Source organism: Kitasatospora sp. DSM 101779 (assembly GCF_025655475.1).
Classification (GTDB): domain Bacteria; phylum Actinomycetota; class Actinomycetes; order Streptomycetales; family Streptomycetaceae; genus Kitasatospora.
In genome coordinates this window covers 2,397,782-2,417,405 of sequence record NZ_JAHTIK010000001.1, presented here as the reverse complement: position 1 = coordinate 2,417,405, position 19,624 = coordinate 2,397,782, and the positions used below count along the sequence as shown (strand labels likewise).

At 70.2% G+C, this 19,624-nt stretch carries 24 protein-coding genes; 2 read left to right on the top strand and 22 right to left on the bottom strand.

The window, feature by feature from the left end; genetic code table 11:
• Positions 1 to 65: 65 nt before the first annotated feature.
• The 16 genes from KSNIM_RS11235 to KSNIM_RS11160 all read right to left on the bottom strand — a co-directional run bounded on the left by KSNIM_RS11235 (position 66) and on the right by KSNIM_RS11160 (position 12,270).
• A complete protein-coding gene (locus tag KSNIM_RS11235) occupies positions 66 to 1,364 on the bottom strand; it encodes a tyrosine-type recombinase/integrase (protein WP_263103109.1) in 1,299 nt (432 codons plus the stop codon).
• On the bottom strand, positions 1,364 to 1,552 hold the full coding sequence (locus KSNIM_RS11230; protein ID WP_263103108.1) for a helix-turn-helix domain-containing protein: 189 nt from the start codon (positions 1,550 to 1,552) through the stop codon (positions 1,364 to 1,366). Before KSNIM_RS11230 ends, KSNIM_RS11235 begins: the two co-directional genes overlap by 1 nt.
• Before the next feature lie 142 nt (positions 1,553 to 1,694).
• A complete protein-coding gene (locus KSNIM_RS11225; protein WP_263103107.1) occupies positions 1,695 to 2,981 on the bottom strand; it encodes a DUF3631 domain-containing protein in 1,287 nt (428 codons plus the stop codon).
• On the bottom strand, positions 2,978 to 3,922 hold the full coding sequence (locus tag KSNIM_RS11220; RefSeq protein ID WP_263103106.1) for a bifunctional DNA primase/polymerase: 945 nt from the start codon (positions 3,920 to 3,922) through the stop codon (positions 2,978 to 2,980). The genes KSNIM_RS11225 and KSNIM_RS11220 overlap by 4 nt, the downstream gene beginning before the upstream one ends.
• A 67-nt stretch (positions 3,923 to 3,989) precedes the next feature.
• Complete coding sequence (locus tag KSNIM_RS11215; protein WP_263103105.1) at positions 3,990 to 4,358, bottom strand: hypothetical protein; 369 nt, start codon at positions 4,356 to 4,358, stop codon at positions 3,990 to 3,992.
• Positions 4,355 to 4,951 (bottom strand): hypothetical protein, encoded by a 597-nt coding sequence (locus KSNIM_RS11210; RefSeq protein ID WP_263103104.1) that lies wholly within the window; start codon positions 4,949 to 4,951, stop codon positions 4,355 to 4,357. The genes KSNIM_RS11215 and KSNIM_RS11210 overlap by 4 nt, the downstream gene beginning before the upstream one ends.
• Positions 4,952 to 5,068: 117 nt before the next feature.
• Complete coding sequence (gene ssb / locus KSNIM_RS11205; RefSeq protein ID WP_263103103.1) at positions 5,069 to 5,542, bottom strand: single-stranded DNA-binding protein; 474 nt, start codon at positions 5,540 to 5,542, stop codon at positions 5,069 to 5,071.
• Between the two features lie 124 nt (positions 5,543 to 5,666).
• Complete coding sequence (locus KSNIM_RS11200) at positions 5,667 to 6,083, bottom strand: hypothetical protein (RefSeq protein WP_263103102.1); 417 nt, start codon at positions 6,081 to 6,083, stop codon at positions 5,667 to 5,669.
• Positions 6,084 to 6,109: 26 nt separating this feature from the next.
• Positions 6,110 to 6,298: a hypothetical protein gene (locus tag KSNIM_RS11195; protein WP_263103101.1), complete on the bottom strand. Its 189-nt coding sequence runs from the start codon at positions 6,296 to 6,298 to the stop codon at positions 6,110 to 6,112.
• A gap of 234 nt (positions 6,299 to 6,532) precedes the next feature.
• Positions 6,533 to 8,665, bottom strand: a complete 2,133-nt coding sequence (locus KSNIM_RS11190) for a hypothetical protein (protein WP_263103100.1) — start codon at positions 8,663 to 8,665, stop codon at positions 6,533 to 6,535.
• 92 nt (positions 8,666 to 8,757) lie between these two features.
• Positions 8,758 to 10,308 (bottom strand): hypothetical protein, encoded by a 1,551-nt coding sequence (locus KSNIM_RS11185; protein WP_263103099.1) that lies wholly within the window; start codon positions 10,306 to 10,308, stop codon positions 8,758 to 8,760.
• Between the two features lie 17 nt (positions 10,309 to 10,325).
• Positions 10,326 to 10,565, bottom strand: a complete 240-nt coding sequence (locus KSNIM_RS11180) for a hypothetical protein (RefSeq protein WP_263103098.1) — start codon at positions 10,563 to 10,565, stop codon at positions 10,326 to 10,328.
• A 148-nt stretch (positions 10,566 to 10,713) separates the two neighbouring features.
• Positions 10,714 to 11,508 carry a hypothetical protein gene (locus KSNIM_RS11175; protein ID WP_263103097.1) on the bottom strand — a complete coding sequence of 265 codons (795 nt, stop codon included), beginning with the start codon at positions 11,506 to 11,508 and terminating at the stop codon, positions 10,714 to 10,716.
• The gene (locus tag KSNIM_RS11170) at positions 11,505 to 11,660 is read right to left on the bottom strand and encodes a hypothetical protein (protein WP_263103096.1); all 156 of its coding nucleotides are present in this window, start codon (positions 11,658 to 11,660) and stop codon (positions 11,505 to 11,507) included. Before KSNIM_RS11170 ends, KSNIM_RS11175 begins: the two co-directional genes overlap by 4 nt.
• Positions 11,660 to 12,028, bottom strand: a complete 369-nt coding sequence (locus tag KSNIM_RS11165; RefSeq protein ID WP_263103095.1) for a WhiB family transcriptional regulator — start codon at positions 12,026 to 12,028, stop codon at positions 11,660 to 11,662. The genes KSNIM_RS11170 and KSNIM_RS11165 overlap by 1 nt, the downstream gene beginning before the upstream one ends.
• Positions 12,028 to 12,270 (bottom strand): hypothetical protein, encoded by a 243-nt coding sequence (locus tag KSNIM_RS11160; RefSeq protein ID WP_263103094.1) that lies wholly within the window; start codon positions 12,268 to 12,270, stop codon positions 12,028 to 12,030. Before KSNIM_RS11160 ends, KSNIM_RS11165 begins: the two co-directional genes overlap by 1 nt.
• 705 nt (positions 12,271 to 12,975) lie before the next feature.
• On the opposite strand from KSNIM_RS11160, the gene KSNIM_RS11155 reads away from it, so the two are divergent.
• Positions 12,976 to 13,746, top strand: a complete 771-nt coding sequence (locus KSNIM_RS11155) for a helix-turn-helix domain-containing protein (protein ID WP_263103093.1) — start codon at positions 12,976 to 12,978, stop codon at positions 13,744 to 13,746.
• Complete coding sequence (locus KSNIM_RS11150; RefSeq protein ID WP_263103092.1) at positions 13,743 to 14,216, top strand: NUDIX domain-containing protein; 474 nt, start codon at positions 13,743 to 13,745, stop codon at positions 14,214 to 14,216. The genes KSNIM_RS11155 and KSNIM_RS11150 overlap by 4 nt, the downstream gene beginning before the upstream one ends.
• On the opposite strand, the gene KSNIM_RS11145 is transcribed toward KSNIM_RS11150, so the two are convergent.
• The 6 genes from KSNIM_RS11145 to KSNIM_RS11120 form a co-directional block, all read right to left on the bottom strand.
• A complete protein-coding gene (locus KSNIM_RS11145) occupies positions 14,213 to 14,761 on the bottom strand; it encodes an HD domain-containing protein (RefSeq protein ID WP_263103091.1) in 549 nt (182 codons plus the stop codon). The two genes, KSNIM_RS11150 and KSNIM_RS11145, sit on opposite strands and share 4 nt — an antisense overlap.
• Before the next feature lie 14 nt (positions 14,762 to 14,775).
• Positions 14,776 to 15,231, bottom strand: coding sequence for a GntR family transcriptional regulator (locus KSNIM_RS11140; protein ID WP_263103090.1), 456 nt, complete (start codon positions 15,229 to 15,231; stop codon positions 14,776 to 14,778).
• A gap of 256 nt (positions 15,232 to 15,487) precedes the next feature.
• On the bottom strand, positions 15,488 to 16,594 hold the full coding sequence (locus KSNIM_RS11135) for an MBL fold metallo-hydrolase (RefSeq protein ID WP_263103089.1): 1,107 nt from the start codon (positions 16,592 to 16,594) through the stop codon (positions 15,488 to 15,490).
• The gene (locus KSNIM_RS11130) at positions 16,575 to 17,126 is read right to left on the bottom strand and encodes a hypothetical protein (RefSeq protein WP_263103088.1); all 552 of its coding nucleotides are present in this window, start codon (positions 17,124 to 17,126) and stop codon (positions 16,575 to 16,577) included. Before KSNIM_RS11130 ends, KSNIM_RS11135 begins: the two co-directional genes overlap by 20 nt.
• Complete coding sequence (locus tag KSNIM_RS11125; protein ID WP_263103087.1) at positions 17,123 to 17,851, bottom strand: hypothetical protein; 729 nt, start codon at positions 17,849 to 17,851, stop codon at positions 17,123 to 17,125. Before KSNIM_RS11125 ends, KSNIM_RS11130 begins: the two co-directional genes overlap by 4 nt.
• 539 nt (positions 17,852 to 18,390) lie before the next feature.
• Positions 18,391 to 19,536 carry a hypothetical protein gene (locus KSNIM_RS11120; RefSeq protein WP_263103086.1) on the bottom strand — a complete coding sequence of 382 codons (1,146 nt, stop codon included), beginning with the start codon at positions 19,534 to 19,536 and terminating at the stop codon, positions 18,391 to 18,393.
• Between the last annotated feature and the right edge of the window lie 88 nt (positions 19,537 to 19,624).

The window sequence follows — 19,624 nt, the reverse complement described above, 5'->3', positions numbered from 1 at the left end:
TCAGAGGGCCGGAGACATAGTCTCCGGCCCTTTTGACAACCACAGCTGACCACAACGCGCTTTGATCAGCCCTTCACGGGAACCCCTGCGGCGGCCGGTCCGTCATCCTCTTCCCCGCCGTCGGGCTTGTTGTCGGCCATGCCTAGAGCGTCGTCCATCCGGTTCGCGGCGTCGTGGAGCGTCGTCTGCATGACGTGCGCGTAGGTGTCCAGCGTCATGGTGATGCTGCTGTGTCCCAGGGTTTCCATGATGGTGCGGACGCCGACGCCCTCGGCGAGCATCAGCGAGGCGCAGGTGTGTCGCAGGTCGTGCACCCGGATCGGGCGGAGCTTCGCCTTCGAGCAGAGCGCCGCGAGGCTGCGGTTCAGGTTCCGCGGGTCCAGCGCGGTCCCGGTGAGGGTGGTGAAGACGAGCCCGTCGGGCTGGATGTCGAGCGGCTGCCAGTCGAGGCCGGCCTCCGCGCGCTCCTGCACCTGCTGTTCCTGACGCTCCCGGAGCTGGGCGACGCACGACGCTGGCAGGGCGATGGTGCGGAGCGACCGAGCGGTCTTGGGCGTGCCGAACAGGAGCTGGCCGCCGACCCGCTGAAGGTTGCGCCGCACCCGGAGCTGCCGGGCCTTGAGGTCGACGTCCGACCAGGTGAGGGCCAGCACCTCCCCGCGGCGCAGGCCAGTGGAGACGAGCAGCAACCAGAGCGGGTAGAGCCGGTGTTCCCGTGCGGCCCGCAGCAGGAGCCGGACCTCGGCCGCGTTGAGCGGCTGGACCTCCTTGTGAGGCACGGAGGGACGCTCCACCAGCCGGGCCACGTTCCGGGCCAGCAGCTCCTCGCGGACAGCGCTCTGCAGCGAGGAACGGAGCACGGCATGGGCGTACTGGACCGTGCGCGCCGAGGGACGTCGCTCGCAGCACTTCCCAACCGCGCAGCACTCACGCTTGTCGGCGGCCCGGTTGTGGTCGACGCGACGCAGGCAGCACAGGCAACCGGCGCGGAAGTCAGTGAGGAAGCGGCGCACATCCGCCGGCGTCAGCCTGTTGAGAGGCTTCCGGCCGAGCGCGGGAACGATGTATACCCGCGTGATGGGCTCGTAGCTCGACATGGTCGAGGGCTTGTACCGCTCGGGTGCGACGGTCCGGAGCCAGTAGTCCAGGTACTTGTCGAGCGGCATGCTGGAGGTGATGGCGGGGATACCCTGACGGGTCTTCTCCTGCATCTCCGTCAGCTTGCTGGCGACCTCGGCCCGGGTCTTGCCGTAGACCCACTTGCGGGCGCGGGTGCCGTCGGGCTTGTAGACGTACGCGGCGGCGGCGTACCGCCCGTCTTTGCGGCGGGTGATGGTGCCTTCGCCGTTGGCGCGCCTTGACACTAGTAGTTCTCCTCAACTCGCTTGCGGATGTAGGCGGTCACGTCGGCAGCGTCGAACCGACGCGAACGACCGACGGTGAAGCTTGGGAGTTCACGGGAGCGGAGCAGGTCGTAGACCTTGCTACGGCTCAGCCTGAGGGCGGTCATGACCTCTTCCACAGTCATGGCCGCGGGCACTGCGGACGTCATGGAGCGGCTCCTTGATCACGTGGTTGAGGGCCGGGAGCGGCCCCTTGTTCTCCGGAGGTCCGCTACCGCCGCTACTCCGCTACCGCGCAGGTGGGAGGGGGTGCGGCGGTAGCGGATGGGGTAGCGGTAGCGGATGGGTGGGTTAGCCGACGGTGGTGAGGTCGGCCAGGGCGGGGGTGGTGGAGGGTGGGTCGCTATCCGCTACCGCTACCGGTTCCGCTACCGGAAACAGGGCCCTGACCTGCGCGGTAGCGGCAGTAGCGGCGGTAGCGGACTTCTCGGGAACGCTCTGGCAGTAGCGGCTCCAGGCGTCGGCGAGGTCGTCGGCGTAGTAGCCCTTGGCGACCGCGGTGCCGATCTTGATGTTGCGGGGGCGGATGGGCTGGTTGGTGGCGGTGACGTACTCGCCGAGCATCCTGGAGAGGCTGCGGGTGTTGAGGGGGCGGCCGTCGAGGTCGGCCCAGGGGGCGTCGTCGAGGCCGGTGAGGCGTTCGATGATGGTGGCGCTGGTGAGGCGTTCGGCGCCGTAGAAGATGTCGCGCAGGTCGGCGAGGAGGCGGATGCCGACGGAGCCCTTGTCGTTGGCCTTGGCGGCGTTGACGAGTTCGAGGCAGGCGGCGCGGGCCCGGGCGGGCCAGTGGCCGCCGGCGGCGTCGGCGACGGCGAGCAGGGGCTCCCACACGTCGGCCGGGCGGTCGGTGACGCCGTCGGGCAGCTCGGGCCAGGCGCCTTCGATCCGTTCGCGGACGGTGTCGGCCCATGCGGCGAGCCGGTCGCGCAGGGCGTGGCCCTCGGGCTCGTTGATGCGCTGCCGGAACGGCTCGACCTTCTCGTTGGGGGCCCGTCGGCGCATCCGGACGACGACGGAGCGGCTCATGATGGTGTCGGGCAGGTCGCCGAGGCCGCCCATGGCGAGGGCGGCGTAGACGGGGAACTTCTGCACGACGTGGCTGTCGCCTTCGCGGACGGCGCGGATGACGCCGCCGGTGCGGCGGTAGCCGGCGTTGATGAGGCCGCGCAGTTCCTCGTTGCCGCCGGCGGCGGCGCCGAAGACGGTGTCGATCTCGTCGAACAGCACGGTCGGGCGCTGGTCCCCGTCGGAGACGGAGCGGAACAGCGCGGACTGGCTGATGTCCACGGTGACCAGCGGGCGGGGGACCAAGGTCTCCACGATCTCCAGGGCGCGGGTCTTGCCACTGGCCGGCTCCGGGGACAGGAACGCCAGGCGGGGGGTGGCCTCGAAGCAGTCCATCAGGTGCGCGTGCGCGTCCCACAGGACCACGGCGACGTAGGCGGCCTCCGAGGGGAAGACGTTGAAGCGGCGGTGGTGGGCCTCGACCGCGTCGAGCAGGGCGGCGCCGTCCTCGGCCCCGGCGCCGTCGGGGCCGAGGTTCTGGCTCTTAAGGGGTCGGGTCTGGTGGGCGGTCATGCGGCGTCTCCCGTGGGGTTGTTGGCGATGGACCAGGTGAGGGCGCTGCGGATGGTCGCGTCGACGTCGCGCGGGGGCAGGCCGGCCGTTTCGCCCGCTGCCTTAAGAGCGCTTTCGACCTCGCTGCGGCAGAGCTGGCCGTTGGCGATGAAGCGGCCCAGGGCGCGCGCGGCGCGGGTGAGGGCCCAGTTGCGGGTGCCCTCCGGGGCGGTGGCGACGTTGGCGGCCTCGTTACGCAGGGCCGCCGCCGCGTACCCGCCGGAGCGGCCGGCACGGGGACGGGGCACGGCCCGCAGGGGCCGCGCTGCCGGTGCGAGTGGGGCGAGGAGGGCGGCCAGCCAGGCGGGGAGCGGGGCCGGTTCGGCGTCGTGCTCGACGGTGTACGGCCGGCCGCCGACCACCGAGCCAGGGGCGACGACGTAGCCGCCGGCAGCCCGGGTGTCGATCTTCCAACCGAGTCCGCGGCCCTTGTCACCACTGGTGTTCCGCAGGGCGAAGCCGGGAGGTGCGGCGAAGTACAAGTGCAGCCCGCCGAGCCGAGTACGGACGGTGAACGTATCGACCGGGTACGGCTGGCGGTGCTGCTCGCAGAGGGCGGCGAAGACGTCGGCGCCGTCCCGCACCCCGAGCGCAGCCCAGGGTTCGGGCGGGGTGTCACCGGGGTGCTTGGGCACGTCCAGATCGACCACCACCAACCGCGACGGACCGGTGGCAACACCGATGTTGTACGGCCCGTGGCCCCACGCCCGGCGGATCGCCGCGGGGTCGGTGGTGGCGCGCTGCTCCCAGCGTTGGTGGCCGGTGGTGCAGGGGCCGGTGCGGGGGCAGTGGTCTTCGGCGTGCAGGGCGGGGCGCTTGCTGCCGGGGTGGAGCGGGAAGAGGTGGTGGCCGCGGTCGATGGCGGCCAGGGCCGCGGCGAGCAGGGCGTTGGGTGCGGTCATCCGCGGATGGTCCTTCCAAAGCACGGGGCCGGTGCCGGTTCGAGTCCGGCACCGGGCCCACAGCAGGTCAGAGGTCGAAGAGGGCGTCCGGCTCGGCGGCGGGCGTGGTGGCGTGCTGGTGCCGGCGGGCGAGGGTGCGGGCGCCGTCGTGGCAGGGCGGGCACCAGGCGGCGAGGTGGCGCTTGGGCAGGGCCGCCGTGCGGTGCGGGGGCAGCAGCAGGTCGGCCGGGTTGGCGGGGGCGACGATGAGGCGGACGGTGCCGCCGCCGTGGTGCTGCTGGTAGCCGCCGTGTTCGCGCTGGCAGCGGCCGCCGTCCTTGGCGTGGGACTTGCCGCAGGCGCCGCGGCACTGGCAGCGGCCGGCCGCCGCGGCGAGCACGCCGAGCCACAGGCTGTCGGTGGTGCCGCCCAGCGGCGGCACCCGGTCGGGGCTCACCGGACGGCTCCCGCGGTGAGGTCGTTGACCAGGTAGGCGTGCGCGTTCGCGTGGCCGACCAGGGCGGCGATGACCTGCTTGGCCTGCCGGGTCATGTCCGGGTTCAGCTGGGTACCGGTCGGGGCGACCAACAGGTCGGCGGGGACCGGGACGAGGACGGTGGCGGTCAGGAGCAGGGCGGTGCGGTCGGCGCGGTCGGGCCGGGCAAGGGCGGTGAAGCTGCCACGACCGGTGGCCCACGGGTCCGGCTGCCAGTCGGCGACCATGCGGGCCGGCCAGGCGGCGAGGGCCCGGTGCCGCAGCGGCACCTCGATGCGCAGCGCCAGGTCGTCGGTGTCCTCGTCCGGCGCCACCAGGGTGAGGGCGTGGAGGTCGGGGCGGATGTGGACGTAGCCGGGGGCCATGACCGGGGAGGTGGCGATTCGCCAGGCGGCGCGGGCGAAGTCGGCCGGGGTGAGCGGGTCGCCGAAGTCGTTGAGCAGGTGGGCGTTGTTGGCGAGGTAGGCGCCGAAGCGGGAGCGGCCGTCGGACGCCTGGGCCTTGTCGGTCTTGTCGTCGGTGAGGGCGAGTGTGCGGGTGGTGAACTCGGGCATGCTGGAGTCCTGGTTCGTCTCGTACGGACTGGATGGGCCCCGCAGCAGCCGCCGTCGCCCGGCAAGGTTGGACGGCTGCTGCGGGGCTTTGCACTGATCGAGCTGCGCGAGGGCTGCCTAGAACGGGGGCTCCGCGGTCGGCGCGGCGCCGGCCGCCGCCGGGGCGGTCCTGGCTGCGGTCCACGGGTCGTCGGTGACCGGCGCCGGGCCCGGGGCGTTGGTGCGCTGGGCCTTGGTGACCTTGGCGGTGGCGAACTTGAGGCTGGGGCCGATGTCGTCGAGGTCGAGGCCGAGCATGGAGCGGTTCTCGCCCTCCGGGGTCTGCCAGTTGTGCTGGACGAGGCGGCCGGTGGCGACCACGCGCATGCCCTCGGTCAGGGTGTCGGCGGCGTGTTCGGCGATCTCGCGCCAGGCGGTGGTGCGCAGGAACAGCGCGGTGCCGTCCTTCCACTGCCCGGTGGTCTTGTCCCAGGTGCGCGGGGTGGAGGCGATGGTGAAGCGGGCCATCGCCACCCCGGCGGGGGTGAAGCGCAGTTCGGGGTCGTCGGTGAGGTTGCCGACGACGGTGATCGGGGTCTCTCCCACGGACACGGGGCCCTCCCAGGGGCGCTCGGTGGTGTCGGGAGCGGGTCTGCCCGTCCCCCGCACCGCCCGCGCGCCGGCCGCTGGTGGCGGCGGTGGCGCGGGCGGCACGGCCGGTCGGTACAGGCCGGAGTCAGCGGTTGCGGTTGGAGACGTTGACCGACAGGTTCACGCCGCTGCGTCCGCCCCCGCCGCTCCCGGTGTTCTTGAGGAGCCAGACCAGGGCGAGGACGGCGGCGAGCAGGCCAAGCCCGGTGGTGGCGGCGGCTACCGCCTGGAACAGGAAGCCGAGTCCGACCCCGGCGGCGCCGGCGCCGATCCCTCCGGCGAGCAGCCGGGCGGGCCACACGTCCCGGCCCGACTCCGCGGCCGGGGCGGGCAGGTAGACCGAGGTCGGGTCGATCGGCGCGGCGGCCTGCTGATGGGTCAGGTGCGCCATCGGTGCTGGCCGGTAGACGGCGATCGGGGCTGCCTGCGGCGGTGCGGTGTAGAGGGGTTGGCCGTCGGCGGTGTAGAGCACCGGCGTGGGCGCATACGGCTGGTGGTCCATGGCGGTGCTCTCCTTCGAGGCTGGAATCAGTGGTGGGTGATGAGGGCGACCAGGGCGGTCAGGAAGGTGTTGACGGGTCCGGCGACGCCGGTGGAGGCGAGGGTGAAGCCGGACAGCCAGAGCGCTCCGGCGGTCGGCAGGGAGACGCGCCGGCCGCGGATCAGCAAGACGCTGATGATGGAGAACAGGACGGTCAGGCTGATGGAGACGATCACGAGCTGGGTCCCTTTCCGGGCGTCGGTGTGGGGTGCGGTCGGCCCCGCCCGGACGGTCCGGGCGGGGCCGTGGTGCCTGTTGGCTGCCTGTCGTGTGGCCTGTCTGTCGTCTGTTGCCTGTCGCCTGTCTGTCGCCTGTAGTCCCGCAGGTCAGACAGGGGGATGACAGGTTTGGGAGCGTCCGTCCCCCTCCATCTCGGAGGGGGACGACAGGCGACAGACAGGTGCCGTGGGTCAGCCCTCGGCGGGCGGCTGCGGGGCGTGCCGGTGGTGGACGTAGCGGGCCTTGCTGCCCTCGCCGACCCGGACGACCTCGCCCGACTCGGCCCACGCCTTGAGCCAGCCGACGATCGTCGGCCGGGTGGTGCCGAACTCGGGCCGCAGGACCTTCTCCATCGCGGACGCGCCGGTGCCGTTCGGCCCGGCGGCCAGCAGCAGGGCGAGGGCGGCGTCCTTGGCGCCGGGCTCCTCCGAGGTCTGCTCGCGTCCGCTGGTCCAGGTGGAGGGGTCGGACCAGTCCGTCGCGCTGGCACCGCCGGTGCCGGGCTCGTCCGCGGGCGGCAGGAGCCAGATGGACTCCAGGTCGTCCGGGTCGGCCGCGGGCGGGTTGTCCCAATGCGCGGTGTGCTTCCACCCGCCGGGCAGCGGGCCGGTGTTCAGCCCCCGCTCGGCGTCACCCGGCGCCGTGCCGGCGGTGGGTGCCGGGCCACCGGCCGGGACCGGGGTCGGCTCGCTCCAGAGGTGGCCGCAGCGTTCCAGCAGCCACCGGTTCACGTAGTCCGGTCCGGCGGCCTCCAGCGACGGGCCGTCGAGCTGGGGGCGGCGGTGGGCGGTGCGGGCGCAGACGTCCTCGATCTGGGCGGGGGTGATGCGCCACTGGCGGCCCTTGGCGGGCTGCTTGCCCTCGGTGCCGACCAGCAGCGAGCCGGGTCCGTCGAAGCTGTCCTCGGCCCGCAGGGCGCGCCAGCCGAAGAGGTGGCCGAGCTCGGAGTCCTCGAACGCCCCCGTCGCGACCCGGTTCGAGGCCATCTTCCGCACCAGCGGGTCCGGCATCACGTCCTGCGTCACCCGCAGCACGGAGACGACGGCCCGGATGGCCATCGCGCGGGCGATCCGGATCACCTCCGAGATACCAGCCAGGACGGCGCGGGCTTCGCGGGTGGCGGCGACCTCGGCGCCCTCGTCCATGACGATCACGATCTCCGGGATGTCGGGGCCGACGGGCAGCTTGTCGTCGTTCGCGTCGCGCATAGCGTCCTGGTAGGCGACCTTGCGGCGCTTGGCGATCCGCACCGCCGCGTCCAGCATCCGCTTGGCCTCCGCGGGGGTGGAGGCGACCCAGTCGACGCCCGGCACCGGGATGTCGGCGTCGGCCCAGCGGGAGCCCGGGCGGTGGATTTGGGCGTCGCGCCAGGCGTTGAGCCAGGGCAGGCCGATCGATCCGGCGTTGAGGTCGATCACCCAGACCAGGGTGTCGTTGGTCTGATTCAGCAGGGCGATCAGGGTGTGCAGCCAGTTCGTCTTGCCGGAGCCGGTGGGGCCGGTGACGATCGTGGACGCCTGCCGCAGGTCCAACTCGGCCCGCGCCCCGTCGGACAGTAGACCGACCGGGATCGGGTTGTTGACCGTGGTGACCTCGGCCAGCTCGTCCACCGGGAAGGGCAGCTCGATGCCGGCCAGGGACTTGGTGGTCACCATGACCAGGACCCGGCGGCGCGAGATGCCGGGCGAGGTGGTCAGGCCGCAGCCCTCGGGCAGGTCGAGGTCGGAGCCGAGTGCTTCGGTGCGGTCGGTGATGGCCCGGCGGGTGGTGCCGCCCTCGGGTAGCTCCAGCTCCAGGGTGTAGCCGGTGCCGGAGGGCCAGTACTCGATGCCGAGCACGGTCACGTCGACGTTGCACACCCGGCGGATGCGGTCGGTCCAGTCGGCGGCCATCTGCCGGCGGGCGCCGATCAGCAGCAGGTGGCGGCGGGCCTCCTGCTCGACCTGCTCGTGTCCGGCGAGGACCGGGGCGAGCGTGCCGGCCGCGATCCCGGCCACGGCCAGGCTCCCGAGGTGGGGCCAAGTGAACGGGCCGCCGTGGGCGATCGCCCACGAGGTCCAGCCGCCCGCGGTGAGCCAGCAGGTGGCGCGGAACGTCGTAGTGGCGGCGGTCAGCCGCCGGCGGGTCGCGGCGAACGTCGCGCCGAGCGCGCCGGCCGCACCCGCGGCCAGGGCCCAGCCGGCGGGCATGCCGGTGGCGTGGCCGAGGGAGGCGGTGGTCAGGGCACCGAGGGCGCCATTCACGGTGCCGGACAGCACCCCGTGGCCGGCCTTCCAGTCGATCGTGAACGGGGGCGGGTTCTTCCTGGTGGTGCGGGTGGTCATGGGGCGGTTCCTCCGCGGGAAGCGGCCGGGCCGCCCACACGGTGATGTGGGCGGCCCGGCCGGGGCGTTGGTAGTGCGGGGAAGGGTTGGGGTTACTGGACGTTCCACTTGCGCTCGGCGTCCAGGCCGTTGCGCGGGTTCTCGTTGCGCTCCAGGTCGTCCGCGTGGGCCTGCCGGAAGACCGGGGCGACGTTCTCCAGCGCGGAGACCACGCGGCCCATGGCCTGGTAGCCCTGCGCGATCTCCTCGGAGACGACGGGGTCGAGCGGCAGGCTCTCGCGGCCCTGCTCCGCGAGGACGCGCAGGACCTCCTGGATGGTGGCGAACGCGACCGGGAGGTCGTCGGCGAGGACGCCGAACTCGGTCATGTGCTCGGGGTCGAACGTGGACGCGGCCTGGAGCATCACGTCCGCCGCGGACGACAGGGAGAAGGTGGGGACGGACTGCTGGTCGGACACGGTGGCCTCCTGGACGGTGGGCTTGCCGATGCTGATCCGGGCCGCCAACCGCCCGGCCAGGGCGGGGGCGGTCCTGCTCTTAAGAGCCGAAGCGGCCGAAGCGGTGCCGGGCTGCTGGACGCTCTCCGCCGGGACCGGCACCGCGGAGGCGTCCGGGGTCCCGGCGGCGCCGCCAAGGATGGCGGCGTCACGCGCCTCGCGGACCGCGCGGGCGCGGGTTGCGAGGCGCTGCCAGGTGCGGCGCATGTGCGAGGACACGCGGCCGGGGTGGCGCCAGTTGAACGCCGCGACCGAGGCGGCGCCGACCAGGCCGGTGGCCAGCCCGGCGGCGGTCATCCGAGCCCGGTACCGCCACGCGGAGCGCCGCAGCTTCTTCGCCTGCTCCGGCGTCGCCGCCCGCGCCTCGGCCGAGCCCTTGCCGGGCCTGGCGGGGCGGGTGGCGGCGCCGGTGGCGGGGTCGATCCCGGCCCTGCGCATCGCCTTCGCGTGGCCCTTGGCCAGGTTCCGGGCCGTCCTCGCCTCGGTCTTCGCGGTGCGCTGCGGGGATGGAAGAGGCCACCGCCCCGTCGCACCGGCCCCGGTGCCGCCGCGGGTGGCGGTCCGGGCGGCCTTGGCCAGGGTGAACGCCGGACCCGACGACCCCCGACCCGTGCTGGCCGGAGCCGGACGGTGCCGAGAGGCCGTCACGCCCGGCGTGGCGGTGGCGCGGTGGGCGCGGGCCCTGGTCTGACTCCGTGCCGGGGCCGCCCCGCCGCCGACAGCGGCACGGCCGCTCCGGGCGCCACTGGTCCCGCTAGCGGCACTGCCGGTGCGGCGGGCCTGCGGGACGGAGCCGAGCGGCGCTGGCCGGGACGCCGTGCGGTGTCCGGCGGCCTGCCGCGGGGTGTGGTGCAGGGTGGCGGCCTGCCGGGTGCGGGCCCGGTTGGCGCGGGCGCGCCGGGCCAGGGCGCCGACCGCCGCCGCTCCGGCGACGACACCGGTGGTGGCGAGGGTGGCGGGGCCGCCGAGGGCGAGGGCCCCGGCGGTGAGGCCGCCCGCGGTATTTACGGCGGCCACCGCCAGCGGCAGCCCCGGCACCGCCGCGGCCGGGGCTGCGGTGGTTTTGGTGGGCTTGTCGGCGGCGGTGGGTGTGGTGGTCGGGGGCGCCGGGGCGACCTCGACCACGGTCGTGGTGGTGTCGGACACGTCGGTCTCCCTCAAGGTCAGAGCCGGTCGGGGTCGAGCGAGAAGAACAGGACGTTGGCCTGCTCCAGGTCGGGGTTCTGCCGGGTGAGCTCGGCGCGGATGTTGCGGTAGGCGCCGGTGCGGCTGGCTCCGGGGCCGAGGGGGATGGTGCCCTCGGTGGTGAGGACGCCGAAGCCCCCGCCGATCCTGAACTGAAGGGTGATCAGCCAGGAGTGGAGAACGGGCTGCGCGGCGGCGGGGGTGGTGTTCTCGGGCACGGTGGATGCTCCGTCGGGTCGAAGAGGGAAGCCGGGAAGTGCGGCCGCGGGTACGGGCCGGGCGGGCGTACCCGCCGTACGCGGGTCGGGCAGGTACGCAGGCCATGCGGCGTACCGCGGCCGGGCGAAGGTCGGGGCCGCGGCCAGGTCAGGCGGGGACGCGGTCGACGGCGGTGAGGGAGCGGAGGGCGGCCTGTACCCGCTGGGCGCGGGTCTGGCCGATGCCGTACTCGGCACGCAGGGTGCGCACCGACGGCACGTCGCCGCGGGCGAGCAGGCTGGCGAACTCGGCGGCCGCGGCCGGCGCCAGCTCGTCCCACCCGGACGGGCCGTCCCGCAGGTCATCGGCCCCATCGGCGGTGTACTCGGCAGGGTCGGGGGTCTGCTCGTCCACACCCTGTGGACGCACTTCCGACTCTGCGAACGGGAGGGTGGGGCGGGTCGGGAGCGGCATGAACGCCAACTCCCGCACCGGCTCAACCGCCGCCGCGGGCTCCGGCTCCGATTCCGCCGCCGGCGCGGATACGGGCGCCGGGTACGCCTCGGGTACGGCGGGTACGGCCGCGGGTACGGACGGCTCGACCGGGGCCGGGGCGGGTTGCCGGGTCGTGGTGTCGGCGGCGTGGAGGACGTGGACGCGCCACAGCACCAGGGGTGCGATGGCGGACACCAGGACGATCAGTTGCCAGCCGGGGTGGAGCACCTGGGCGCCGAGCAGGTGTGCGGCGGCGTTGGTGGCGATCATCCCGAGGACGGGCAGGAACACCTCCCGTCCGGCTCGCAGGGCGCGGATGGCGTAGGTGTCCAGGGCGAGCGGCAGGCCGGCCGCGACCAGCGGGTGGAAGCCGCACTGGACGGCCAGCACCCACTCGCCGTGCGCGGAGACGACCACGGCGGCGCCCATGGCCAGCCAGGCCAGGAAGTCCATCCGCGTGTGCCTCACCGCGCACCCCCGGCTGCCGCGGTGGCGGCGGTGCGGTCTCGGTTGTGCTCGGCCTCCAGCCGGGCGGCGTGGCGGTCGATCCGGGCGGTGAGCCGAGCGGCGTGTTCGCGGACCCGGCGCAGGGCCTCGTCTGCGTGGAAGTCGCTGTCCATCACGCCACCACCGTCCTCGCGCGCTGGGCGCGCTTGGCCAGGGTGGCGGCGTGGCGGGCGCGCTGGGCGGGGTTGAGGCCGCCGAAGATGCCGTGCCGCTCCTTGCGGGCGATCGCCGTGTCCAGGCAGGCCGCGCGCACCGAGCAGGCGGCGCAGATGTCCTTGGTGCGGCGCTCGGCGAACGCGGCGCCGTCCGGGTCGGTGTCGTGGTCGGGGAAGAATAGGTCCGGGTCCGCGGTGGTGCACGCGGCGCCGGGCAGGTTGCCCGCGGTCGGCGCCACCACCACGACCGGCGCGGGGCCGGTCGGACGGGCGGTCAGGTGCGGTCGGGCGGTGCCGCGGATGCCGCGGCGCACGAAACGGGTCATCACGCGGCCGCCTTCCACACCTGGACCCGGCGGCGCTCCGCGGTGCGCATCAGCGCCTTCGCGTAGCGGGCCGGCTCCGGGGCCAGGTCGCGCAGCACGTCCCGGGCCACGTCGAGGCGGATCGCCGAGTCGGCGGGCGTCTCGTCGGTGGCGCCGGTGAACAGCTCCACGTCGATGCCGAAGGCCAGCTCGGCGAACTCGGAGGCCGTGACGGCCTCCTGGCCTGCAACAATCAATCGCACGGGTCGTGTTCCTTCACTCGGGACGGCCCTGAGCGGCCCCGGTGTGTCAGCACCGGGGTCGCAGCCGTAGTGAGGTGCGGATCGGACGCTCGACGAGCGACCGCGGAACCCGAGGTGCCACCGCTGAAGCGATGCACGCCGGGCACCGTGAGCGCTGGTCGATATCTCACCGGCCAACGGCACAGCGAGCGACCTACGGTGACTCGCGGATGATCCGGTCCATCTGGAGCTCCTCTGTCGGATGAGCAAGGAATTCGCACTGCAAGGGGGGCCACGCCCCCACCCTCCGGCCGTTGCTCGCGGTCACCGGGCCACCTCGCCAGTCGGGGCCAACACCCCTGTTACCTGGCCTTTACGGGGATTGCAGCGTCCCCCGCCTCAGCTCTCGCCAGACCCGTTCAGGCGACTGGCGCGCACCCCGTATGGGGCGTTGACGCAGTTCAGAGCAGCCCAAAGAAGGGCTGTCAGTTCGCCAGCCTCGCCATGCGAGACATGTTGAACATGCCTCTTACGATGGCGATGGACAGACGCTCCGTCAAGTCCTTCGTTGTTCTTGTCGGAGGGCCGCCCCGACTGCGCATCACTAGATTCGTACGTAGGGACATGTCGAGATACGGCGCCAGTGGACGGCCTCAGGCTGGCTTCGCTACGGTCAAGTCGTCCCGCATCGTCCAAGTGCCACCGCATCGTCCAGGGGAGGGCGACATGGCCAATGAGCGGCTCCGAGGAGCGATCCTGGCAAGCGGCCTGACGGCCGAGCAGATCGCAGAGCGTCTCGGCGTCAGCGCGCGAACAGTAGAGCGATGGGTCGAGGCCAAGGACCAGCGCAGGCCGTACCGGCGCTTTCAGTACGCCCTCGCGAACCTCCTACAACGTGACCTGTCGGACCTCTGGTCGGACGAGCAGACCACCAGCCAGACGGCTGAGGCAGGTCGCGCCGAGCTGGTCAGGCTCTACCCACACCGTGCCGTGGTGCCAAAGGAGTTGTGGACCACGCTCTACTCGGGCGCCTCCCAGAACTTCGACCTGGTCGTCTATGCGAGCTTCTGGCTCTCCGAAGACCCGATCTTCTTCCGCCTGATCAGGGAGAAGGCGAACGCAGGCGTGCCTATCCGGATGATGCTTGGCGAGCCGGACTCACCCCAGGTCGCGCAGCGCGGTGAGGACGAAGGGATCGGCCCGGCAATGGCCGGGAAGATTCGCAACGCGCTGGCAAACTACGCGCCGATCTTCAACGTGCCCGGAGTGGAGTTCCGTCTCCACTCGACCACGCTCTACAACTCGCTCTACCGAGCCGATGACGAGATGCTCGTCAACGGCCACGTCCACGGCGTTGGGGCGTACCTGGCGCCCGTGTTGCACCTCTCCCAGGTGCCCGGCGGCGAGCTGTTCAGCACGTACGCGGAGAGCATCGAGCGGATCTGGGAGAGTTCCCGGAGGATTACTTCCCCGAGGCTGGAAGGCGAGGCGGCATGAGCCGGATCGACTACATCAACGACCCCAACGCGCCGGCCGCAAACTCGGTGGTCCCGTCGGTTGTCGCCGTCGTCCAAGACGATGCCGGACGGGTGCTGCTGATCCACAAGACGGACAATGGGCTGTGGGCGCTCCCCGGTGGTGGCCACGACATCGGCGAGTTCGTCGCCGACACGGTGGTGCGCGAGGTACGTGAGGAGACTGGCGTCGACGTCGAAGTCGTGACGGTCACCGGGCTCTACACCGATCCGGGGCACCTCATGGCATACGACGACGGTGAGGTCCGGCAGCAGTTCTCCATTTGCTTCCGGGCAAGGCTGATCGGCGGGCACCTTCGGACGAGCGAGGAGTCGAAAGAGGTCCGCTGGGTGGACCCGGCGAACCTCGACGACCTCGACATTCATCCGTCCATGCGGCTCCGGATCCAGCACGCGCTCGACCCGGATCGCGTTCAGCCGTACATCGGCTAGGCCGCGGGGTCAGCCAGCGTCAGCCTGCGCTCCACACGCTGAGCCGCCGCGTGGATCTCCGGTTCCGCCCGGCGGATGAACCGCCCGACGATGCTGTCTGGCCCGTACCGGCCCACGATTTCGGCGATCCTTGCCGGCGTCGTGGTGGACGTGCCGTCCGGGGTGGTGGTCATGTCGCAGTAGATCAGCGCATCGACCAGCCCGGGCTCCTCCATCGGGAACTCGGTTTCCAGCTCCTCGCGCAGGCCTCGTTCCTCCGCCTCCAACAACGCGCAGGAATGGTGAGCGACGAGCCGTACGATCCGCTCGTCTACCCGCTCCACGTTGCGAAGGAACCGAGCGCCGTCGAGAGGGTGAAAGCCGGTGTTGGTGATGCGAGGGGAGTACCCGACATCGTGCAGTACGGCGGCGGCTTCGAGTAGCTCGGCGTCCGGTCCGAGGATCGGCGCCAGCGCGCGAGCCCGGCCGGCCACTCCCTGGGAGTGGGCCCAGCGGCGGGGAAGGTCGTTGGAGAGAAGTGCTTCAGCGAGGTTGTAGGCCCACACCGTGGCGTCCGTTCCTAGGAGGTGGTTGGTGCGATGGCTCGGTCGGGCATCGCGCGGACAAAGCGCCCCTTGCCTTGCCGCACCTCCAGCACGCCGGCGCCTTCAAGCTGTGCCAGCGCACGGCGTACGGTGCCCCGCGACGCACCGGTCAGGCTGCAGAGGTCGCTCTCCGAGGGGAATCCATCGCCCGGCGCCAGGCCTTCCTCGGCGATAACGCCCGCAATCCGGTCGTAGACAGTGGGCATCGCTTCCGTGGCTGCGACGGTCCGGCGGGCACCCTGCCGAGAGCGGATCAGACCCTCGTCCGTCAGAACCTTGAGCGCACGCCCGACGGTGCTGCGGGCCACGCCGTACCGGGCCATCAGCTCAGCTTCGGATGGCAGCGCGATCGCTCCGGAACCGTCGCCGATCTCGGCACGCAGTGCTTCGGCGATCTGTAGGTATGTACCGCGCGGACTGCGCTCGCTCACTGGCCACCTCTCCTCGTCCTGTGCCTTCAGCCACGATGAAGGATGCCTTAGAACAGAGCCACCATCGAGGCCTGGTCAGTATGGCCGACGTGTGGTGATCACGATGGCACTGCAGATTAGGGGCCTGGCCAGCAGATCATCCACGCACCGCGGCGTACTTGTCAGTACTGCAGAAGCGATGCCCACATCGGTTGGCTGAGCGCTTCAGAGCCGGTTCTTTCGTGTTCGTGAAATCCGGCGCCAGTGGTGAAACACATTAAAGCCGTATGGCCGGCGGAAAGGTATCGATCTTCCAGGTGCCTCCACTTGCGGGGATGCGTGCTCGAAGGTGCCCGACCATACCGGACAGGTCGCGCGGGTTTTGAGCAAGTCTGCCAAGCTTTGCAGCCTGCTTCTTGAACGAGGTGCTGGGGGTTGGCGGGCGCGGCGAGGTAGTCCAGACGCTATCTGTGTGGGACTTGAAGTAGTCGACATCGCTATCCTTCGGCAGGATCACGTTGCCTCGCCGAAAAGGAGCAATGAGCACGACTGGATCTTTCGCCAAGAGAGTGGTCCACAAGCCATCGTGATGCGATGTGCTGGAACCATGATGCGCCGCCTTGTAGAGCGTCGCAGACTCTGCCTGGCTGAAATAATGCAGAACACCCCCCCATCCGCAGCCTGATGGGCCAGAGAGCAAGTCTGCGCCGAGAAGGATATTAATGGCGCCCGAGTTTACCCAGAGCGCAATGGATGCTTCATTTGGGTCAAATTCCGAACGATGCGTTCGCTCCCCCATTGCGTGCAAATGATTCTTTGCGAGGATTTCGTTCGCTTTTGTCACAGCTTCGTCGGATGGAGACAGGGCTGTGACGGTAGCCAGCGAGACTCCAGGCGAGGCCGGTAGGGTTAGGAGCGACTTTCCCTCGCCGGCGAGACGCAGAGGCTTTCTCCCGCTCGCCTGGTCCCTGCGCGCCTCGGCAAGTTCAAAGATGCGCCTGTATTCGCGATATGCAGACGTATTGGTGAGTCCCGCAATCTCGCGATCGGCTTCAACGAGAGCGAGAAACTCCCGACTCATCAAAGCCTGGGATGTCACTATAACGGCCGAAGTGCAAGCTTCAACTATCTCTGCAATCCCGGCAAAGTGATCGTCGTGGGCGTGAGTCGCCACAACCGCGTAAACTTCGCTAACAAGATCTACACCTACGCCTCGAAGATACGTAAGGGCCGCTACTTCTTTTGTTCGTTGGTCGCGACAGGAGTCTACGACCAACCATCTACGGGCGCCCAGATGTACCACAATTGACTCGCCCTTGCCGGGGCCAAAAAGTGATACCTCGATAACATCATCGGCGGGGTGCTCAGTCGAAAAGGTGCTCAAGGCGCTCCATCAGGGCGTCAGCTTTGGCATAGGCGACCTGAATTTCATCAGGCGTGATCCGGCCTAGACGTCGCAGTCGAAGGCTCTCAGTGCGGTGCGGTCGCATTCCTGGCGCCTTGACTGTACGCACTGAGAGATAAAAGACGTCGCCTGGGATTACTCCATCCGCATCATCGCCGAGTAGTTCAAGGTCGAAATCGGCGGTAATGGGCATGCCTTCGCGATCGAGAGGGTAGAGTTCGGCAGTGAATAGCCCGTCATCAATTTCAACAATTTTACCCTCCCACTTCTCAAGCCCTGTTATACGCCCCGGAGCGGGGGATTCGGGCCTCGCGGGTTGGCGCCCCATCGTGGTGGGCCGGGCTTCCCATTGCTCACCCTGAGTGAATGAAATGTCGGGCTGCGTAGTCACTACCTCGGGCTGCATAGTCACTGCAGAGTGTGCGGTGACACTCTGGGCCGCTTTAAGGATGTCTGGACTTGTGGAAGATTGCGATACGTTGCCCTGACTTGCAGTGGTGGCAGTGATCATTCCGTCGTTCCTCCCCTGCGTCCCAGCGTGACCACATGTTCAACGATTGACTGTGCCCGAAGGCGCGACGCCCCGAAGTCATTAATAAGAATGTCCCTAGCGACTGCTACCTTCTCGGGTGACCGCTGAGGTTTGTTCTGTTCTGGGTCGAAAACGCTATCTCGATCCGTAGGGGTAGGTGCCCGTGTCAGGTTGTAGTGGTCATTTACCGACACGAATACTCCGGAAGGAATAATCACGGAAGGTTGAACCTGAACATTCACTGCCCCGCCGTACCCGTCATCGCGGGCGCCGCGGATATTCAAGTTCTGCAATCCGGCAAGTGGCAGGACCTCGCTCCACATGTCCTTTGGGGCGAGACTGTCGCCGATGATATGGTTTCGGCCGCTGTCGGCCGAGAAATGAACCATCCGGTTGATTCCCAGAGCCGCTACCTCGGTAGCGCCGCCAGACAGCAGAATTCCTACAGCAAGGTCTCGAACCGCTTCTGCATCGGCGGACGTATCACTGCCAACCTGAAGGGTGTCGGGTAGTGCCTTCACCTGGATAGTGTCGAAGGTCACAATCGTTGCACTACTGCTAATGATCTCGACTTCGAAGGACTCGTAGTCCTCTGGGCCGATTAGGTTCTCTTGTCGTAGCCAGCGAGGCGTGATCTTGATCGGCTCAAAGCCGCCCAGGACGACCACCGCCATGGAATCGCGGGCTAGGTCCGGCTTGTGCACCTCTGCTCCATCTCACGGGGTCTTAGGCGCGGCTGCGTGACTACCCGGCATGTTAGCCAAGGTCAGTCACATCTCCTAGCGCCTCACCTCATCTGGGACATCTTTCGGGCACTCCCTTCGATGATCACGCGCTCTAACCCCATCCCAGATCTCACGGATCGATGCGCGCGTGGCTGAGCACGCGAGATGGCGGGGCATGCGTGACCTGGTGGGCACGGTATCCATCCGGACCGACTGCCGTAATGCTCATGAGCGCCCCCAGTCTCAGGGCCCATCATGGGGGAGGACCGCGTATGCGGCGCAGGCTTCGTGCAACCGCCGGGACGGCCTCAGGAGCGAAAGACATGGGGGGCAGTTCACTTCGGACCGCGGGACCAGGGCGGGACCACACGCCGTGCGCGCGCCGGAACGGGCGCAAGGCAGACGGGCGACTCGGCGTGCGCCGGGACAGCCCTGACCAGCGTAAACAGATTCCGGCGCGATCTGGGGTCAAGGGGTGAAGCCTCTGAGACGGCAGGATCTGGGCTAGATCCACAGGCTCAGAGGGCGAGCAGCGGCCGTAGGAACGGCGGCGCCAGCAGGGCAGCGCGCTCCCGGCCATCCGCGTCCGCCGCTGCCAGGGCCTCGTTCACGCCGCGCGCCTGGAACAGCAGGCCGAGCGCGGAGGCGGCCTGCTGGCTCGGTGTCGGATCCGGTTCCAGTAGCCCTTCCCGCAGCAGCAGCGTGGTAAAGCCCACGAGTACTCCCATCGTCCACTCGCGGGCGGCCTCTCCCGGCTCGCCTATCGCGATCTCCGCCTCCACCGCGGTGCACAGGCGGTCAGCCCATGGAGCGATGGAGCCGGCCGCTGTCCAGGCCGCATGGAGGTCATCGAGCGGAGCGTCGAGGGCGAGCGAATAGATGTGGTTGAGAATGCTGGATTCGGGCAGTCCGGGCAGCTGGTGCGTCGGCTGGTGGCGTAGTGCTGCGAGTGGGTCGTCCTCGTTGTTCTCGATGAGGTAGGCGCCGGGGTTGGGCATGTTGGAGCCGAGATGGCTCCGGGCGGCCCGTCCGATTGTCTCTCTGCTGACGCCGTCCGCCCCCTGTGCGATCCCCATCGCGGCGTGGAACATAACCCCGGCACTGTCCAGGTGCTCGGCGCCGGCGCCGGCGTCGAACCCCTGCGCGTACTCCCACAGTGGGGCCAGGGCAGGCATCGCGCGCAGCGCCTTGTTGATCTTCTGGATTCGGCGGACCACCACAGTGACCCTATGAGCGCCACGGCTGGCGAACCGGTCAGCGCCGTCTCCGATCCAGTCGTCCAGCTCTTGGCCGTCGCGCAGTGGGCCCAGGTCCGTCATGAGACCGCGGCCGAGGCCGGATACCTGGCGTGCGAGCACCGCCCGCACGGTGGTCTCAGGTACTGGCAGGCCGGCACCGAACGCCCCTAGGGCCAGGTTTTCCCGGCTGCCACCGGGCCGCTGGTTCCGGCCGAGCCACACGACCAGGTCACCGACTGACGGGTCCGCAGCCGATGCGCTGCCCCCGCCGGCAACCCGGCCAGGGTAGGAACGGGGGTTGCCGGGAAGCAGCGGGTCGGGCCGGCTACGCCAGCGCTCCAACTGCCGAGGGCGGACTTCGACGCCCAGATCGGCGGCGTAGGCGATCAACTGGAGGTCGGCGGTGCTGGGCGGAGTGCGGGACATGCCGGGCACCGTAGCGCCCCAGCCTGCTCTGAAGAACCCCCCGAGGTCATCTGGAAACTGAGTGCGCCTCGACTGCTCACATGGGATC

What these genes read in the sequence shown, in the direction of transcription:
- KSNIM_RS11230 (WP_263103108.1), bottom strand. Translation starts at nt 1,552, where the DNA reads ATGACGTCCGCAGTGCCCGCGGCCATGACTGTGGAAGAGGTCATGACC.
- KSNIM_RS11225 (WP_263103107.1), bottom strand. Translation starts at nt 2,981, where the DNA reads ATGACCGCCCACCAGACCCGACCCCTTAAGAGCCAGAACCTCGGCCCC.
- KSNIM_RS11220 (WP_263103106.1), bottom strand. Translation starts at nt 3,922, where the DNA reads ATGACCGCACCCAACGCCCTGCTCGCCGCGGCCCTGGCCGCCATCGAC.
- KSNIM_RS11210 (WP_263103104.1), bottom strand. Translation starts at nt 4,951, where the DNA reads ATGCCCGAGTTCACCACCCGCACACTCGCCCTCACCGACGACAAGACC.
- KSNIM_RS11200 (WP_263103102.1), bottom strand. Translation starts at nt 6,083, where the DNA reads ATGGACCACCAGCCGTATGCGCCCACGCCGGTGCTCTACACCGCCGAC.
- KSNIM_RS11190 (WP_263103100.1), bottom strand. Translation starts at nt 8,665, where the DNA reads ATGACCACCCGCACCACCAGGAAGAACCCGCCCCCGTTCACGATCGAC.
- KSNIM_RS11170 (WP_263103096.1), bottom strand. Translation starts at nt 11,660, where the DNA reads ATGGACAGCGACTTCCACGCAGACGAGGCCCTGCGCCGGGTCCGCGAA.
- KSNIM_RS11165 (WP_263103095.1), bottom strand. Translation starts at nt 12,028, where the DNA reads ATGACCCGTTTCGTGCGCCGCGGCATCCGCGGCACCGCCCGACCGCAC.
- KSNIM_RS11155 (WP_263103093.1), top strand. Translation starts at nt 12,976, where the DNA reads ATGGCCAATGAGCGGCTCCGAGGAGCGATCCTGGCAAGCGGCCTGACG.
- KSNIM_RS11150 (WP_263103092.1), top strand. Translation starts at nt 13,743, where the DNA reads ATGAGCCGGATCGACTACATCAACGACCCCAACGCGCCGGCCGCAAAC.
- KSNIM_RS11130 (WP_263103088.1), bottom strand. Translation starts at nt 17,126, where the DNA reads ATGATCACTGCCACCACTGCAAGTCAGGGCAACGTATCGCAATCTTCC.
- KSNIM_RS11120 (WP_263103086.1), bottom strand. Translation starts at nt 19,536, where the DNA reads ATGTCCCGCACTCCGCCCAGCACCGCCGACCTCCAGTTGATCGCCTAC.